13 protein-coding genes are annotated in these 17675 nt (G+C 57.9%); all 13 read right to left on the bottom strand.

Annotated elements, in window-relative coordinates; genetic code table 11:
• Positions 1-3: 3 nt before the first annotated feature.
• A complete protein-coding gene (locus tag L0Y14_RS05365) occupies positions 4-2193 on the bottom strand; it encodes an urea transporter (protein WP_157292823.1) in 2190 nt (729 codons plus the stop codon).
• Positions 2190-3581 carry an alanine racemase gene (locus L0Y14_RS05360; protein WP_005961008.1) on the bottom strand — a complete coding sequence of 464 codons (1392 nt, stop codon included), beginning with the start codon at positions 3579-3581 and terminating at the stop codon, positions 2190-2192. Before L0Y14_RS05360 ends, L0Y14_RS05365 begins: the two co-directional genes overlap by 4 nt.
• Positions 3574-4641, bottom strand: coding sequence for an ATP-grasp domain-containing protein (locus tag L0Y14_RS05355; protein WP_005961007.1), 1068 nt, complete (start codon positions 4639-4641; stop codon positions 3574-3576). The genes L0Y14_RS05360 and L0Y14_RS05355 overlap by 8 nt, the downstream gene beginning before the upstream one ends.
• Positions 4638-4901, bottom strand: a complete 264-nt coding sequence (locus L0Y14_RS05350) for a PqqD family protein (RefSeq protein WP_006474228.1) — start codon at positions 4899-4901, stop codon at positions 4638-4640. The genes L0Y14_RS05355 and L0Y14_RS05350 overlap by 4 nt, the downstream gene beginning before the upstream one ends.
• Before the next feature lie 454 nt (positions 4902-5355).
• Positions 5356-5637, bottom strand: a complete 282-nt coding sequence (locus tag L0Y14_RS05345; protein ID WP_138921769.1) for a hypothetical protein — start codon at positions 5635-5637, stop codon at positions 5356-5358.
• Complete coding sequence (locus tag L0Y14_RS16375; RefSeq protein WP_005961005.1) at positions 5597-5728, bottom strand: hypothetical protein; 132 nt, start codon at positions 5726-5728, stop codon at positions 5597-5599. Before L0Y14_RS16375 ends, L0Y14_RS05345 begins: the two co-directional genes overlap by 41 nt.
• Positions 5729-5917: 189 nt before the next feature.
• Positions 5918-8416 (bottom strand): multicopper oxidase family protein, encoded by a 2499-nt coding sequence (locus L0Y14_RS05340; protein WP_005961004.1) that lies wholly within the window; start codon positions 8414-8416, stop codon positions 5918-5920.
• 476 nt (positions 8417-8892) lie between these two features.
• On the bottom strand, positions 8893-9690 hold the full coding sequence (locus L0Y14_RS05335; protein ID WP_005961003.1) for a PqqD family protein: 798 nt from the start codon (positions 9688-9690) through the stop codon (positions 8893-8895).
• Between the two features lie 360 nt (positions 9691-10050).
• Entirely contained in the window at positions 10051-10866 is an 816-nt protein-coding gene (locus tag L0Y14_RS05330) for a DsbA family protein (RefSeq protein ID WP_240991604.1), read from the bottom strand.
• Between the two features lie 145 nt (positions 10867-11011).
• Positions 11012-11464 carry a hypothetical protein gene (locus L0Y14_RS05325; protein WP_006474233.1) on the bottom strand — a complete coding sequence of 151 codons (453 nt, stop codon included), beginning with the start codon at positions 11462-11464 and terminating at the stop codon, positions 11012-11014.
• 47 nt (positions 11465-11511) lie between these two features.
• Positions 11512-14715: an efflux RND transporter permease subunit gene (locus tag L0Y14_RS05320; RefSeq protein ID WP_006474234.1), complete on the bottom strand. Its 3204-nt coding sequence runs from the start codon at positions 14713-14715 to the stop codon at positions 11512-11514.
• Entirely contained in the window at positions 14712-16274 is a 1563-nt protein-coding gene (locus tag L0Y14_RS05315) for an efflux RND transporter periplasmic adaptor subunit (protein WP_251859268.1), read from the bottom strand. Before L0Y14_RS05315 ends, L0Y14_RS05320 begins: the two co-directional genes overlap by 4 nt.
• On the bottom strand, positions 16267-17556 hold the full coding sequence (locus tag L0Y14_RS05310; protein ID WP_006474906.1) for a TolC family protein: 1290 nt from the start codon (positions 17554-17556) through the stop codon (positions 16267-16269). The genes L0Y14_RS05315 and L0Y14_RS05310 overlap by 8 nt, the downstream gene beginning before the upstream one ends.
• Positions 17557-17675: the final 119 nt, after the last annotated feature.

Below are 17675 nucleotides of genomic sequence, written 5' to 3'. Positions count from 1 at the left end.
CCTTTAATAAGTCTCTTTCAAACTAATTCGGGCCTGCGGAATGCCCTGATCTTCAATGGTTGAGATCTCTTCCAGCTCGGCCTCCAGCAAACAGTCAGCGGTCTGCAGGGAGAGCCGGGTACACCCCCGCTCCGGATCAATAATCGCCACGCTCGCCCCTTCCTGCTTGATCCCAGGCAGCAGCGGCAGCCGGTGCTGCCCCTGCTGCCGCCAAAGGCCTTTCTCTCTGCTGCGATGGTAACGGCTGTCGAGCCCGCCGCCCAAGGGCCGCAGCAATCCCCGAAGCGCCCACCACGGCCAGGCAAGGGGCAACAGCCTATCACTGGGACGGTCCGCCCAGGACATTGGAGCATCCGCCAGCGGCGTCAATCCCAGGGCAAGCAGCCAGAGATCGAGCAGCGGATCCTTTCCCCCGGCCCGTTCGAAAAAACACAGCACCCCGCCCTCCTCCAGAAAACGGGCCGAGGCACCGCTACCACTGCGCAGGCGGAAACCACCGGTCAGATCCATGGAGACCGTCAGACGCTGTGCGCGCCACTCCCCCTCATCCAGGCGATAGCGGTAGTGCAGCTGCAGACCCAAGGGCAGATGGAGGGCACGCCAAAAAGCTCCGTCCATCTTGACCACGCTTACCAGTTCCCCTTCAGCGGGACGGCATGCGAGATGAAAACCGGCGATCTGTTCTTGTGTCGTTTGCAGGGTAACCCCCAGCAGATGAAACGGGTGGGTGGGGCTGCCAAGTACCGCCGTGGTCTGCACATGCAGATGCAGATGGGGCTGGGGTGAACGGCCGGTGTTGCCACATCGGGCCACCGGCTGACCCGGCGTCAACCGCTCCCCCTCTATCACTGTCAGACTGTGCTGGCGCAGATGCGCAAGCAGCACATAGAGCCCGCTGTCGAGGCGGATCAGCAGAAAATTACCCCAATTGTTGTTGCTGTCGACCTCACCTGGCGGATTGTCGGGCAGCTCATCCAAACAGCGTGCCACCGTGCCGTGACAGGGGGAGAGCACGGGTAGATCAAAGCAATGAAAATCCTGCAGGCGATGCCCGGCGTTACGGAAACTCCGCCCCTGCTCGGTAATAATGAAATCCAGCGCATGCTGCCACGGCGGCTGGTGGGTGTGGGGACCATCGAAGCCCTGATAGACTCGCCAGCTGCCGAAAAATGGGGCGCGCAGCGGGACACTCTCGGGCTCTGCACCACGCGCTCGCACCAGCCGCGCCCGCTCATAGCTGTGCTCGGGCAAGGCTGGTGCCTCCAGCAGCAGATAGGGCGGAGTAGTGGCGACGCGCTTGCGCATCGCCGCCAGCATGGTCAGGGTGGTGAGCAGAAAGGGGATTGCCAGTACCGGAACCCCATAGACCTGCAACACTCCCTGTACCGCCATGGTGATCAGCGAAGAGAGGGCTGCCGCGATGATCGCCAGCAGCAGGCTGCGCCAGCCGGGCACGCTGAAGATCCCACCTACCGCAATAGTGGTCAGGATGAAGTTAAACCCGCCCCACTGCCCCAAGGTGGGGTGAATGCTGCCTGAGAGCCACTGCAACAGCCCATCCCCCACCAGATAACCCACCACCGCAAGCAGCGCAAGATAGCGGGAGGTCCAGAGCAGGCCGATGAAAAAGAACAGGCCAGCGACAGGATGGGGAATAAAGAAGGCCGAGCCCAGCGCGGTGAGAAAGGCATCCGTCCAACCGCCGACAAATGGCTCAACCGGCGCGGAGGGAAACAGGTAGACGCTCAGGTTGCCGTAGGCCTGGGCGGCAAAAAAACAGGTGAAGGCCACCACCACAAAGGGCAGGCTGAGCACCGGCAGATGCTCCAGACGCCACAACATATCGGCCAGCGCGACGGTCAGAAAGACCGCCAGCACCGCCCCCAGCAGGATCAGGGTCAGCAGATAGCCATCCAGCCGGTAAACGATGCCAAGCGCCAGCCCCACCAGCAGGCTGTTGTAGATATAGAGCCCCCTGGAGAGGTATGGAAAGGACAACAGTCGGGCGGTGATGCTGCCGGTAAGCGCTCCGATCAATCCAGCCATGCCGGCATTGGGAAACCAGAAGCTGGAGCCCAGAAACAGCAGCCCCACTACCGGACGGCTGGAGAAGAGGATCGCCGCATAGGCACGCAGCAACCCCTCCCCCATGCTCCGCAGCGCGGCAATAGTTGTGACCGCGTGTACCTTCACCCTTCAGACATCCCCGCTTCCACGGAGCGCAGGTGTACCGGCATACGCTCCAGGGCGGTGACCGCCTGCAGATCCTCGGCCTGGCGGATCACCGAGACCTCACCCCCACCATGGGTCATCACCACGTTGGGCCGATACTCGATGAACTGTAGCCACTGGGTGTTGTTGTAGGCCCCCACCGGCGAGACCACCAGCCGTTCCCCCACCCGCAGCGGCGGCAGGGTGACGCTAGCGCGCACCACATCAATGTTCATGCAGAGCGGCCCGTAGAGCACCGTCTCCTCGGGGATACCTTGGGGCGGCTGCGCCAGTTCTACCCGGTGGTTGTACCAGAAGCTGGTGAAGAGCAGATTGACCCCCGCATCCAGCACCGCGGAGCGGCGCCCGTCGGGCAGGTGCTTGGTCGCCACCACACTGCTGATCAGGCTGCCGGCGTCGTCCACCGTTGCCCGCCCGGTCTCCAGAATCAGGGTCGGCTGCGGCTTGCCGCGGGCGGTACGCCCCCGAGTCGCCTCCAGCAGAGTGTCACAGATCGCCTGGGCATACTGTTCGATCTCCGGCACCACCTGCTCCGGCGGCAGGTAGGTTCCATGCAGGGCATTGCGCGAGGCGAAGCCGCCACCGATATCGATGCTATCGATCTCACAGCCGGTCTCGCTCTCCGCGGTCTCCATGAAGGCGCACATAATCCGCACCTGCGCCTCGTAGGCACGAGTGTCGAGGATGAAGGTGCCAATGTGGCTGTGCAGTCCACGCAACCGCAGATGGGGGCTGTTGCCAATGCGCCGCGCCGCATCCAGCGCTTGCCCTGTCTCGATATTGAAGCCGAAGCGGCTCCAGGGCTCGGTGTAACCGGTGTCGAAATTGAGCCGGATAGTCACCGGGATGGTCCGTCCGACCTCGGCGGCAATCGCCTCCAAAGTGTACATCTCATCCAGGTTGTCGATGTGCACCCGCGCCCCTTCGGCAACCACCCGTTCCAGGATCTCCCGCTGTTTGTGCGGGCCATTGAAGAGGATGCGCTCTCCCGGTACCCCGTGGGAGCGGGCCTTCTCATATTCGAAGGCCGAGACCACCTCCGCCCAGGCCCCCTCCTGGTGCATCACCTGGCAAACGGCACCCAAGTAGTTGGTCTTGTAGGACCAACCGTAGACCACATCGGGATAGCGGGTCTCGAAGGCACTGATCAGGCGGCGCACATTCTCTCGCAGGCGCTGCTCGGAAAGTACGAACAGCGGCGAGCCAAAGCGTTCGATCAGGTCGTCGATGGGCACGCCGTCGATATCCGTAATATGATCCGGCGCGCCACCGCCACCAAACTTGTTCAGGCCACCCACCAGATGGGGGGTCAGGGTGGGCCGCACCCAACTCTTTTTTCTGTCACTCATCGTTCGTACTCTCGGTCAGCCCGCCATGGACTGTCATGGATTCAAACTGTTGCAGACTCATCAGGGTCTCCTGGGCATAGCGAATAAAAAGCAGTCCCACCTGTGGCGATGAAAAAACAGGCGGGGGGGTGCCATTGATCAGGTCCACCAGCAGCCGCGGCAGGTTTCGCCCGACCCCGTGGGAGAGGTAGATCCAGGCCGGAAAGCGCGGGTTGATCTCCACCAGGCAGTAGCGCCCGTTGGCGTCACGCAGCACCTCCACCTCCAGCGGACCAGGCCAGCGCAGCGACGCCACCAGCGCCTCAGCGGCCTGCAGCAGCCGTTCATCCCAGATCGAGATCCCAGCCCAGGCCTTGCCTTTGTCGGTCATGGCGCGCTTGCGCATCATCACCACGCCATGCAGTCCGCCCTCGCCGTCGCCAACCCCGGTCAGATTGACCTCTTCACCCTGCACGAACTGCTGCACCAGCACCGGCAGCCCCCACTCGTTGGCGATACGGCGGAAGGCGTGAGCCGCCTGATCCGGATTGTGGGCCACCGCCGCATCGTAGAACTGCCCCTTGACCACCAGTGGGTAGTGCCACCCCTCTTGCTGGCACTGATAGAAGAAGCCAGCATGGGTCACGGGTTTCGTCTGCGGATAGTCGAGTCCGGCGCTGGCCGCCAGGTCACCGAGCCGGTCCTTGTTACGCTGCTGCAACTGCTCCACATCGGGCAGCAGGCAGCGGATGCCCATCTGCTCCAGTTCCGGCATCAGACGGGCGAAGCCGAGCAGTTCCGCATCGAGACAGGGGATCAGGATGTCGATCGACTCCCGCGCCTGGATCGCCCGCAGGCGTTCCAGCAACGCCGCCTCCCCGGCCGATGGATAGGGCAGCAGATAGCCGGCGTCACACTGCTCGCGCAGATAGAGGCCCGGATCGAGCACATCATAGCCAAGGCCGACGATGCGCCCCTCAAACCCCTCCGACTCGCGCAGGCAGCGGGCCACCGCCAGGCCGGGGCCCGGATTGTCTGGCTTGGCGTTCATGCCGGTAACGGCGACGGTCACTCCCTTCATCCGTGAAACGCCTTACGCAGTTCGGCAGAAAAATCCAACAGATCCCGCTCCGCCTGCCTCGGTTCCAGATCCCACTCATCGGCCAGCTCTTCAATGATCCCGGTGACGCTCATTTCCTGCATCATCAGATGCAACAGGGCGAGTCCCGACTCATTGACGGTAAAACTGCGGCCGCTGACCGGATCGAAGATAAAGCCGCTCTCATTGATCGCCAGCCGCTGCAACAGCACCGGGTTCGGCAGTGTTTCGGATGGTTTCATTCCATGCATCTCCAAGGTAAAAAATTCAGCAGGCGTTTCCAGCGGGCTTCCCGGTCGGGCATACGCCGATCCCTGCTGTGCCTGAATAAGTCAAGAGGTGGTCAGCAGACTGCTAGCCGCCCGGCTCTCGATCCATTGCGCCAGAATCCCGTCCATGCCTATAAAAGGCCGGCCTGCGCGGCAAGCCTGTCCAGGCCCGACAGCATATCTTTCATGCGTTACTGTAAAACCGAAGTTTCATTGTGGTCCGCGGAAGAGAGTAAAAGTGAAAGTGGTTACTTTCACCAGCATACGGTGGTTGTTTTTGATTCCAATGTGACTCTATTCACAATGGCCCTTCTCCACTGTGAGACGACAAGATTCGCAAACCATCCCATTAAACAAGTTTGCCGCACCTTCCAAGAAAAAAGGCACGACAAACAGGGGGCAGGGAAGCACCTCTGGATATATCTACTCAAACAACAGTGACTGTCGTGGAGGCGCTGCCTAGCGTGCGGCTGTAACAGATGTTGTCGTAGTCCACGCTAGCCCTGTACTGACCGCTGGCAGGCATGGTGAGCAGGATATCGTAGCGCCCACCTGGGGCAATCAGCGATTCGGTCGTGATGATAGGAGCCGGTAACGGACGGCCATCGGATGCAATGACCTCGAAGACAAGGCCGTCCAGGCGAACCATCGCCCACTGGTAGCCGACATTAGTAGCGCGAATCAGCAACGGCGACGTTGAGACGCTCATCGAACTCACCGAGCACCAACGTATACTGACGGTTGAAGGCGGGGCCAAAGGAGGCTATCGCAACCAGATCCCGCACATTCCACTCTTTCATCGGCAGATGCTCGGAATGAAGAAGGGATTATCAGGGAAGCACTTCTTGTTCAGAAGATAGTGTGTAAGAAGAGTTGCTCTGGACGACTAGGTGGTTCGAGCCTAGCCAGGAACCAAAAAGAGTTGGACCGGCAAGAATCGTTGGATTTAGATGCCCCCCGGCATAGCCGAGGGGTTACCCAATGAGTGATTAGTGGATACTGAAGAAACCCATCATGCCTGCATCTTCATGCTCCAGAATATGACAGTGATACATATAATCACCCCTGTTCACTGCTGGATCGAAGCGACCGATGATGCGCACAGTTTCACCCGGTTGAACCAAAACTGTATCCTTCCAGCCCAGATCCGTACCTGTCGCGGGTCGACCATTACGATCAAGAACCTGCCACTGAATCGCATGAGCATGGAATGGATGCGCCATCGGTGACATATTTTGAATCGACCAGATTTCAGTATCGCCCTCAGCGAGGTTGATGATCTCATCGATACGGTTCATATCGAACGTCTTTCCGTTGATGACAAAGGTCATGCCTCCACCATTCATATGGTCCATCGACATGCTCATGACAAAGTTACGCGTCTTGCTGGCATCGGCTTCTGTCAACCGCTGTGCATTGATTTCTGCATTGGCCGGTAGAGCAGTATAGAGCGTAACGTCATCAGCAGCTTGGGTTGCTATGTCAAAACGCATGATATCCATTCGCATACCATTGACCATGCCAGCTGAGCTCACACCGTTGCTGTACATGCCACCACCATTCATACCGCCGCCGTTCATGCTACGGCTGTTTATGCCGCCCATCATTCCCATCATGGGGCTACCGTTAAAGGCTCTGCTGATAAGCATCACTTTATCTCCTACAGTATGCGGACCAAAGTCTATAACGATCTCAGCACGTTCTCCTGCTCCGAGCACAATATGGTCGGCCTCCACAGGCTGGGATAACAGGCCGCCATCCGTTCCGACCACTTTGAATCTTGCGCCATCACTGAGGGCAAGGTCATAGGTACGCGCATTGGATGCATTGTAAACTCTGAAACGATATTGCCGTGTTTCCACATCCAGCTTTGGCAAGACTGAGCCATTGATCAGGATCTCATCGCCCAGCATACCGTCACTGTCCATCTCTCTATCCATGTAGGCGAGTTCACGTATCCCATTGACTTCATCCTTGAAACGCCGATCCTGGATAAGCACCGGTATATCGTAGTTTCCTGCAGGCAGTTGCTTGTTGCTTTCCAGCTGTTGACTGATCTCATCTTCCAGCAGGAAAACTCCGGCCAGTCCCTTATAAACCTGCTCTCCCGTCTTCATATCAGGATGGGGGTGAAACCAGAGAGGGGCGGCAGGCTGCAACATGGAGAAGCTGTAGGTTTTACTGTTTCCTGCTGCGACCGGAAAATCAGGACCACCATCCTGGTCACCTGGAATCTTGAACCCATGCCAGTGAATGCTTGTCGCAACCGGCAGATCATTCACCAGATGCAGGGTCATAAAATCACCACGTTTCGCCTTGATAACCGGAGGTAACTGGGAGCCGTTATAACGCATCATGGGCGTAAGCCAACTATCCCCCGGAGCATTGATGGCGACATTCACATCAGGCGTTGCAGTGAGTGTATAAGTGGCCGCATTATTATTGGGATCACCATCTTCATCACTTAGAATCGACAACCGATTAAATGCTGGCAGATTGGTCGCCGCAAGCCAGGTTTCAGTATTATTTTCTGAAGCCTGATTATTGTTGTTTAGCTGGTTAAAATAATCCGCATCAAAACCCAGCTGGGCCAGACCTTCCCTTTCACTATCGCTAATCCGACCATTACTTAATCGTTCTATCGTATTGTTGAGCAATCGGGAACGTGCCAGGCCATAGCGCGCTTTCTGATCTATCTCATCCAGTTTCTTATCTATGCCATCTTTATCGGTCAGTAAAATAGTCGCCGCTCCGTTTTCCCTACCATCCAGTATGCCATCTTCCAGATCAGTCGCACGCTTTTCGATCAGATCGAAGACCTGTGCAGGTGAAAGGTTCAGACTATTAGCCTCAAAGGAGTAACTGATCGCCCGATTTCGAGCAAGAGTCTCAGACTGATCAGACGGAATCGCTGCACCAAGATCACCGATGAGAAAAAGAGTATCGCCAGAAACTCCCACGGCGGGATTTGTATCATCGATCAGCTGAGCCTGTATGATCTGTTTCGCATCGGCAATTGCATTGCTGCCTGACTTGCCGGATGCCAGCATCTTCTGCACCAGTTTAGCCAATATGGTTGTTTCCGGAGTCAGAGCAACCACTTTTCTATCACTGATAATGGTTCGTAATTCAGCTGCCGTGAAGACAGTCATTAACCCTGTGCTCGCAGGCGATACCACTTCACCTGTGGCTTCATCCGTGTATTCACCGCCTTGTGTTTCAATAAAGACCGCATTTGTATCTGCAGGAAGGTCAAAATCAGCAAGTGCGAATTTACCCTGATTACTGCCTCCCGAGGCAAGAATATTGCCTGTTGCATCCACCACCCTGACGGTCGCACCATCGATAGGCCCTTTAAAGGCGCTACCCAATAATGCATTTCCTGTAGTTGTCAAAGATGTCGACGTTGTGGAGTCACCACCACAGGCTGTGAGCATGCTAATGCTCATGGTCAACGCAAGCGCTATAGATAGTTTTGTTTTGTTCATTTGTATTACTCTATTTATGTCAAGGAGCCTCTGATCAAGTCATGGACCTACATCTTGCTGCCAAAATACGCTGCTTTTTCGTTGCAAACCTTCGCAATAACTGGCTATTACGTGCAATTTGCGCCTCAAATCAGCGCATTTTCATCAGCAATCTGTACGGCCCAGACTTATTCAGAGGCTCCTCAATAAATGTAGCCAGAGCCGACGACTCTTTGTCGTCATCGCTCCACTAGTCATTGGCATTTTGGTGGCTGAATTTTTCAGTCGTTTTTTCGGTGTGCCACCAAGAGTCAGAAACCGCCAAAAACAAAACAACGGTTACAAAAGCAATCATGGTCGTTTATTTAGGGAGCCTCTGATCAAGTCATATTTATCGTTCCTCCTCCTTCCACGGTATTTATCTCGTTGTGATCCGTCAGTCAGAATCGAGCCGGCAACATATGCGTGACACATAGATCAAGCCCCTTTTGCCCCTTTCATCCGTGAAACGCCTTGCGCAGTTCGGCGGCAAATTCGAGCAGATCACGCTCCGCCTGCCTTGGTTCTACGTCCCACTTCTCGGCCAACTGTTCGATGATCTCGGAAACACTCATCTCCCGCATCATCAGATGCAACAGGGCATGTCCCGACTCATTGACGGTAAAACTGCGACCGCTGACAGGATCGAAGACAAAGCCGCTCTTGTTGATCGCCAGCCGCTGCAGCAGCGCCGGATTCGGCAATATTTCCGATGGTTTCACTCCATTCATCTCCCCGGGCAGGAAATTCAGTAAACGCTCCCGACGCTCTTCTCGGTCCGGCATGCGTGGATCCCAGCTGCGCCTGAGCGAAACCCAGAGGTGGTCGGCAAACAGCAGGCTACCGCCCCCACCCGGTGCCGTAAGACACTGGAGCTGACGGCTCAGCTGCTCTTCCACCCGGAGACGCAGTGCATCGAGCCGGGCCAGGATCGCCGGTGATCCCTTCAGCTCATCGAACAGCAGCCCCAACAGCTCCGGTACCTCCAATAGTGACCGCAGCATCCTGAGAAAACCGGCCCGGTTTGCCGGCGCGCCGCTGATCAGAGTCAACAGACGCCCGCCCCGGCTCTCGATCCACTGCTCCAGGATTCCGTCCATGCCATTGAAGAGGCGAAACATCACCCCCTCTGCCACCCCCGCCATTTCACTCAGGCGGCGGCTGGTCAGCTGTGAAAGGCTGGCCTGCGCGGCGAGCCTGTCCAGACCCGACAGCACATCTTCTATTCGTTGCTTTGAAACTGAGGTTTTTTTCATTGTTATTCGCGGAAGAAAGTAGAAGTGAAAGCAGTCACTTTCGCCAGAATTTAATTACCTTTTCTTGGGGTAAATGTGACTATTCTCACAATAGATTTACCCCAGGAATCCTAAGGGGCCTCTGGTTAAGTCTGGACGAAGTGGATTGTGATTCAGAATATTCAGATTCAAGGTGCAAATCGCACGTATTAGCTGGCTATTGCGAACGACTGCATGGAGGCAGAAGGTAAAGTCACGCATGGAGCCGTTGCCGAGATTTGCCACGCAGAAGCTGGATAGTCTGGGCACAAGATACGCGTTCATGACGTGATCAGAGGCTCCCATGCTTATGTATCTGGCGTTTAGGTGACGGTCGGTTACTCATTTTGCTGTCTGATCTGACAGCAAACGGTCTACCGCAGCCTGCAAGCGGGAAAGTGACAAGGCACCGGCGGTGGCAAAGAGATCACCGCTGACATGATTGAGAAAGATCGTTCCGGGTGTTCCTGAGATCCCGGCTTTAACCCCATCCTCATAATCCTCCCTGACCCGGTCAGCCATCCTGCCACTATCGAGGCAGTCCCGAAATCTCTTACCATCCAGCCCGATCTCTTCGGCCAATGGCACCAAACGATCGATTGGGAATCCCCTACCATTGGAGGTCGTGCGTTGGTAGATCAGATCGGAATAGCGCCAAAACGCACCATTTCCTCCCAGTTCAGAGGCACACTCTGTTGCCTCAGCTTCCTTCTGTGCACCGGGATTGTGGAATTCCAGAGGAAAATGCCGATAGACCCAGTTGACCTTGCCTGCGTTCTGTTCGATAAGCTTTTTCACGGTCGGGTGAAACCGCTTACAGAATGGACATTCGAAATCCGAGTATTCAACCAGACTGATCGGCGCATTGGGATCGCCATAAATATGATCCCTCTCCGCCGAAACAGGACGAAGATTTCGCGCATGTTGCGCCCGTGCACGATTCTTTTCAGAAGCCGACACAGCACGTTGTTTCTGAATATAGGATTCGATTCCACGCTCTATAGCGCGATCCATGAAGCCCTCTTCATCGATCAACCGTCTTAGCTCTTTTCTGACCTCTTCTGCAATGATCGCTCTGTCTGTAATCGGCCCATCGGAATCCGCACGAACGACAGAGCTAATCACACCAATACCGATCGCGCATCCGACCAGAAACATAGCCAGAAATCGTCTACCTGATCCACTATGAGTCATAGCTCTCTACCCTCATGATTTTGTTGATCTTGCCAGGCTCTGGTTGTGGAATTTCAGATCCAGAAAAGGGAAGCCCTCAATCGCCTCCCTTTTCCGGCACTGATTCCGCTTACCTGGCCATATAGTGAATGCCACCAAAGTGTTTCTGTCCGTCAGCTGTCTTGAACAGCACCATCAGCTGGTATTCGCCAGTCTGGCCCAGATCGTAGCCGGCCATATGCCAGTCCCCCATCTTCATCAGCATCTTGCTGCCCTCCTTGCCATCGGGGAAAACCACCTTGGAATTGACGGCGATGTCGTTCAGTGTCCGGCCATCCTTCTCCACCTTGATCATCAGATTGTGACTGCCGCCGTGCTGCATACCCTCTTTGGCCTGCATCACGTGGAAGCTGACGGTGTGCCCGTCGATCTGTGTCTTCTCCAGGAACATCTTCGACTGGGCCGCCATGGTGTCATGGCGGCCCTGATCCATGGGGGTTTGATTGTGGTCCATGCCAGCATAGCTGGCGGCGGCAGCACCGCTCAGGATGGCAAAGGTCAGGCTCTTCAGGACTGTTTTCATGTTGTATCTCCACTCACGTTGGTAAAAGTCGTTTCCAAATATTTCAATCAAGCTTCGCTGTTTTTTAGGAGCTCCTCCGCTTCTACGACGGTTCCACTGGAATAGAACCGTTCCTTGAACTGCAAAACCAGACCGTAGATCACCGGTAGCACCAGCATGCAGAGCACAGTGACACTCACCATGCCCCCCACCATCGGGGCAGCGATGCGCTGCATCACCTCGGAGCCGGTGCCAGTGCCCCAGAGGATCGGCAACAAGCCGGCAATGATGGCGGTGGCGGTCATGGCGATAGGACGCACCCGCTCCGCCGTGCCCTGGAGCACCGCCTCCATCAGTTCGCCCTTGGTCAGACACGCTGCATCACCCCGGATGATTCTCTGGTGGCGTGCCTCCGCCACGGCCTGATCGATGAAGGTCAACACCAAAATGCCGATCTCCGCCGCCACCGCGGCCAGGGCGATGAAGCCCACCACCACCGCCACCGACAGATTGAAGCCGTACCAGTAGACCAGCCAGATACCGCCGATCAGCCCGAAGGGGATGGAGAGCATCACCACCAGCGGTGAGCTGAGGTTGCCAAAGTTGAAGTAGAGCAGCAGGAAGATGATCAACAGAGTCGCCGGCACCACGATGCGCAGCCGCTCCTCAGCCCGCTCCATGTATTCGAACTGCCCCGACCAGACCAGGGCATAACCCGGCGGGATCTTCACCTGTTCACTCACGGTTTGCCTGGCCTTGGCCACATAACCGCCGATATCCGAGGTGCTGATATCGACATAGATCCAGGCGTTAGGCCGGGCGTCCTCGCTTTTGATCACCGGCGGCCCCCGGCGCAGCTGGATCTTCGCCACCTGGGCCAGGGGAATAGATTCACCGTTGGAGGTGGGGATCAGCACCCGCTTGAGCCGCTGAGGATCATCACGCAGTTCCCTCGGGTAGCGCACATTCACCGGGTAGCGCTCCAGCCCCTCCACCGTGCGGGAGACGTTCATACCACCAATGGCAGACTGGATCACATCTTGCACATCACCCACGGTGAGCCCGTATCGGGCCGCCTCCTTGCGATCGATATCAAAATCGAGGTAGTAGCCCCCCAGCGCCCGGTCACCGAAGGCGGAGACCGTATCCGGGACCGTTTTCATAACCCGTTCGATATCCTTCGACAGCGACTCCAGCACCCCGAGATCCGGCCCGCTGACCTTGATCCCGATGGGGGTCTTGATGCCGGTGGAGAGCATGTCGATACGGGTCTTGATCGGCATGGTCCAACTGTTGGCCAGCCCCGGGAACTTGATCGCCGCGTCCATCTCATTCATCAGCTCCTGGGTGCTCTTGGCGGGATCGGGCCACTCTTCTCGCGGCTTCAGCCTAATCGTGGTCTCCAGCATCGCCAGGGGCGCCGGGTCGGTGGCGCTCTCGGCTCGCCCAGCCTTACCGTAGACCGTCGCCACCTCGGGAAAGCTGGAGATAATCTTGTCGGTCTGCTGCAGCAGCTCTTTGGCCTTGGTGATGGAGATGCCTGGATAGGTAGTGGGCATGTAGAGGATATCCCCCTCATCCAGGGACGGCATGAACTCGCTGCCCAGTTGCTGCAGCGGCTGCAAGGTGAAGCCCAGCAGCACCACCGCAACCGCCAGGGTCAGCCAGCGCACCCGGATCGCCAGCGACAATAGCGGGCGATGCATCATATGGAGCAGGCGGTTGATAGGGTTTTTCGCCTCCGAGATAATCCTGCCGCGGATAAAAAAGCCCATCAGAACCGGCACCAGCGTCACCGCCAGGATCGCCGAGGCAGCCATGGCGTAGGTCTTGGTGAAGGCCAAAGGACTGAATAACCGCCCCTCCTGGGCCTGCAGGGTGAAGACCGGTAGGAAGGAGACGGTGATGATCAGCAGCGAGAAGAAGAGGGCTGGCCCCACCTCCCTCGCAGAGTTACCGATGGCCTGCCAGCGTTCGCGTTCACTCAGCTTCCGTCCCAGTCGGCGGGCCATCTGTTCCAAGTGTTTGTGGGCGTTCTCGATCATCACGATGGCGCCGTCCACCATCGCGCCGATAGCGATGGCGATACCCCCAAGGGACATGATGTTGGCATTGATGCCCTGGGCATGCATCACCATGAAGGCCATCAGGATACCCACCGGCAGGGTGAGGATTGCCACCAGGGCGGAACGGGCGTGCAACAAGAAGATGATGCAGACCAGGGAGACCACAATCGACTCCTCCAGCAGCTTGTGCTGCAGATTGTCCACCGCCCGCTGGATCAGGTCGGAGCGGTCATAGACCGGCACGATCTCCACCCCGTCTGGCAGACCCGCCTGCAACGCCTCCAGCTTCTCCCGTACCTTCTGAATGGTGGTCAGGGCGTTTTCGCCAAAGCGCATCACCACCACGCCACCGACGGTCTCACCCTCACCGTTCAGCTCGCCCACGCCACGCCGCAGCTCCGGCCCCAGCTGCACCTGGGCGATATCCCGCAGGCGCACCGGGGTCCCCCGGCCATCCACCGCCACCGGGATCTCCCGCAGATCGTCCAGGCTCTTGATATAGCCGCGGCTGCGCACCATGTACTCGGTCTCGGTCATCTCCACCAGTCGCCCACCCACGTCATTGTTGGAACGCTGGATGGCATGTTTCACCTTGTCCAAGGTGATGCCGTAGGCGGCCATGGCATTGGGGTCCACCTCTACCTGGTACTGCTTCACGTAGCCACCAATGCTAGCCACCTCCGCCACCCCGGGCACCGTCTGTAAGGGGTAACGCAGATACCAGTCCTGGATCGAGCGCAGCTGGGAGAGATCCTGATTACCGCTACGGTCCACCAGGGCGTATTCGTAGACCCAGCCAACCCCGGTGGCATCCGGCCCCAGGGTGGGATTGACCCCGTCGGGGAGCCGGCTGGTGACATAGTTGAGCTGCTCCAGCACCCGGGAGCGGGCCCAGTAGAGGTCAGTCCCGTCCTCGAAGATGATGTAGACGAAGGAGAGCCCGAAGAAGGAGTAGCCCCGCACCGTCTTGGCATAAGGTACCGAGAGCATGGCGCTGGTCAGCGGATAGGTGACCTGCTCCTCCACCACCTTGGGAGCCTGGCCCGGGAACTCGGTGAAGACGATCACCTGCACATCCGACAGATCGGGGATGGCATCCAGCGGGGTCTGTTTCACCGCCCAGATGCCTGCCGCCAGCAGCAGCAGGCTGCTGAGGATGATCAGAAAGCGGTTACGCAGGGAGCCGTTGATGATCCACTCGATCATGGCTTGCGTCCCCCATCCAGGGTGAAGCCGCTCATATCCATCGCATCGGGAACGCTACTATCAAGGCGCATTTCATCCATCGACATGTCAGGTGCATCCATAGCCATACCCTGCATATCCATATCCGCCCCACCGACGGACTGCCCCCCCTTGGCCGCCTCCATCATCTTGGCGGTCGCCTCCCGCAACTTGGATTCAGAATCGATCAGAAACAGAGCTGAGGCCACCACCTCCTCTCCAGCCTTCACCCCATCAAGCACCTGTACCCAACCCTCACTGCTCTGGCCCAGGGTCACCTCCCGCGGTTCGAACTTGCCCGGCTCACGTACAATGAAGACCTGATCCCGTTCACCGGAGCGCACGATTGCCGCATCCGGCACCACCACCGCATCCTTCTGCAACCCGGTATTGAGGGTCACGTCGGCGAACATATCCGGCTTGAGTGCCAGTTCCGGGTTATCCAGTTCCAGGCGCACCTTGATGGTACGGGTCCTGGCCTCTGCATAGGGATAGATATAGGAGACCGTGCCCTCGAATATCCTGCCCGGCATACTCTTCAGGGTTATCTGCGCCTTGTCCCCGACACGCACCCTGGATAGTTCATATTCATAAACGTCGACCTGCACCCAGACTTTGGAGAGGTCGGCGAGACGGTAGAGTTCGCTCCTGGGGGTCACATACTCCCCCTCACTCACGTTCAACTTCATCACGATACCGTCGAAGGGAGAGTGGACGTGTAACGCCTTGAAAGGCTTACCACTCTGCTCCAGTTCCCTGATCTGGTGTTCCGGTACATCCAGCAGCTGTAGCCGTTCACGAGAGATCTCCGCCATCTGACGGGCACCCTCTCGGATATCGGGATACTCGCTCTCACCCAGCGCCTTCAGGTTGCGCAGCGCCAGCAGATACTCATGCTGACTGCTGACCAACTTGGGGGAGTAGATGGAGAAGAGGATGTCGTCCTTCTTCACCGGTTCTCCGGTCTTGTTGATGAAGAGTTTCTCAATCCACCCCTCAGTCTTCGGATGCAGACGGGTGATACGGGTCTCATCGGCAATCACCCGGCCCAGGGCTCGCACCGAACGCGAGAACGCCTGACGCTTGGCCTTGACTGTGCGCACACCGATGTTCTGTACGGTCACCGGGTCAATCTTCACCGTGCCGGTGGGCTCATCCGCCGCCCCGCCGTCATCGGCATAGACCGGCAAGTAGTCCATACCCATCTCATCCTTGGTGAACACTGGCGAGGTGATAGCGGGATTCATCGGGTTGCGCCAGAAGAGCACCTTGCGCTCCTTTTTCCCCGTCTTGGGTGCATCGGCGTAGACCGGCAGGTAGTCCATACCCATCTCATCCTTGGTAAACACCGGCGAGGTGATAGCGGGATTCATCGGGTTGCGCCAGAACAGGGGCTTTTCTCCCGCCTCCATGCCCGCAGCAGCCACACTCTCCAGCCCCGGAACAAGCCAGGGAATCTGTGACCGGTAACCACTCATCCAGATGCCTGCACCAACGCCAACCAGTAGTGCGACAGTAAGACCCATTGGGTATTTATTCATGATTATTCTCCCCGCCGACCGCAGCCAGCAGACGCGCCTCGGCCTGTTTGGCCTGACTCAGGGCCTTCCAGTAGGCAATGCGAAAGTTGTTCAATTTGATCTGGGTGCGGACCAAGGTAAGGAAGTCGACCTTGTCCACCTGATAGCCGGCGAGCATGGAGGCCACCGTCTGCTCGGTCTGAGGAATGATCCCGTTGAGCAATAGACGGGCCTGCTCTCGGCCCTGTTCATAATCCGCCAGGGCGCGTTCCACCTGTTCACGAATCGTGCGCCGGGCATCATCCAGGGCGTAGCGGGCTTCCATTCGTTCGCTGGTGCGCTGATCCACCTCCCGATCCTGCTTGCTGCCCTGAAAGATCGGTAGATTGAGGCTGACGCCGATGGAGAGAAAGTCGCTGCGGGAGGAGCCGTCCGGATTGTTGCCACCCCGCAGACCATAGGCCCCCTTGAGGGTGAAGTCGGGATAGATCCCCTTCCGCGCCAGCTCCAGACGGCGATTCGAGGCATCCAGCGTATGCTGTTTCATACTCAACAGAGGGCGCTCGGCCAGGGCCTGTTGCAGCCAAACTTCGGCCCCCTCCAGATTCAACAGCTCAGGGGGATCGACGGCTGGCAGCTCCACGAGTGAATCACCTGGATGCCCCATCAATGCCTGCAGACGGGCCGCCTCACTACGGCGCATGCCACGCAGACGTACTGCCCGTTCCAACTGACCTGAGAGCTCCACTTGGGCCAGCAGCACATCCTGCTGCAGCCCCTCGCCCACCCGGTATTTGGCCTGCACCACCTGGACAAAAGAACGCAACCGCGACTGATTGTCCTCTACTGTGGCCAGGGCACGATCCAGATAGAAGAGATTCCACCAGCTGCGTCTCACATCACGGGCCAGCATCAGCCGCGCCTCGCGAGTCGCATCCTGCTTGCCCAGGGCCATCAGCCGCGTCGCCTCGGCACGCAACTCGAGCTTGCCGGGCCAAGGCAGCTTCTGGCTGATCCCGACCTGAAACTGGGTCATGGGCTCTTGGGTCAGATCAAAACTATCCAGGGGAAGATTGGCGGCGTTGAGAGACAACACAGGATCGGGCAAGGCGCCAACCTGACTCGGCCGATGAGCGGCGGCCTCTGCCCTGGCCTGTACCTCAGCGAGGCCGGGATTGTCCTGTAACGCCAGGCTCACCGCCTGGCCGATCGACAAGGTGCCGGCCGCCTGGCCACTCTGCCAGATCAGACCGCACACAAGGAAAAGGGCGACACGCGCCCGGCGTTGCGGAAAAGAGAACATCAATGAAAACCTGCTGTTTGGTTCGGGTCTGGCAGCAGGGGGTTCCCCATCCCCAAGCGAATTCGAGCTGTCCTGGCGGACGCTAAAAGATCAGAGGGTGGAGAACGGGATGCTGCCGG

This window comes from Candidatus Endoriftia persephonae (assembly GCF_023733635.1).
In the GTDB taxonomy this organism is placed as follows: domain Bacteria; phylum Pseudomonadota; class Gammaproteobacteria; order Chromatiales; family Chromatiaceae; genus Endoriftia; species Endoriftia persephonae.
This window is presented reverse-complemented; position numbering and strand designations above follow the sequence as displayed.

Coding starts and splice junctions, on each gene's coding strand:
- L0Y14_RS05325 (WP_006474233.1), bottom strand. CDS start 11,464: ATGAAAACAGTCCTGAAGAGCCTGACCTTTGCCATCCTGAGCGGTGCT.
- L0Y14_RS05360 (WP_005961008.1), bottom strand. CDS start 3,581: ATGAGTGACAGAAAAAAGAGTTGGGTGCGGCCCACCCTGACCCCCCAT.
- L0Y14_RS05330 (WP_240991604.1), bottom strand. CDS start 10,866: ATGTTTCTGGTCGGATGCGCGATCGGTATTGGTGTGATTAGCTCTGTC.
- L0Y14_RS05315 (WP_251859268.1), bottom strand. CDS start 16,274: ATGAATAAATACCCAATGGGTCTTACTGTCGCACTACTGGTTGGCGTT.
- L0Y14_RS05345 (WP_138921769.1), bottom strand. CDS start 5,637: ATGAGCGTCTCAACGTCGCCGTTGCTGATTCGCGCTACTAATGTCGGC.
- L0Y14_RS16375 (WP_005961005.1), bottom strand. CDS start 5,728: ATGAAAGAGTGGAATGTGCGGGATCTGGTTGCGATAGCCTCCTTTGGC.
- L0Y14_RS05355 (WP_005961007.1), bottom strand. CDS start 4,641: ATGAAGGGAGTGACCGTCGCCGTTACCGGCATGAACGCCAAGCCAGAC.
- L0Y14_RS05350 (WP_006474228.1), bottom strand. CDS start 4,901: ATGAAACCATCCGAAACACTGCCGAACCCGGTGCTGTTGCAGCGGCTG.
- L0Y14_RS05335 (WP_005961003.1), bottom strand. CDS start 9,690: ATGAAAAAAACCTCAGTTTCAAAGCAACGAATAGAAGATGTGCTGTCG.
- L0Y14_RS05310 (WP_006474906.1), bottom strand. CDS start 17,556: ATGTTCTCTTTTCCGCAACGCCGGGCGCGTGTCGCCCTTTTCCTTGTG.
- L0Y14_RS05320 (WP_006474234.1), bottom strand. CDS start 14,715: ATGATCGAGTGGATCATCAACGGCTCCCTGCGTAACCGCTTTCTGATC.
- L0Y14_RS05340 (WP_005961004.1), bottom strand. CDS start 8,416: ATGAACAAAACAAAACTATCTATAGCGCTTGCGTTGACCATGAGCATT.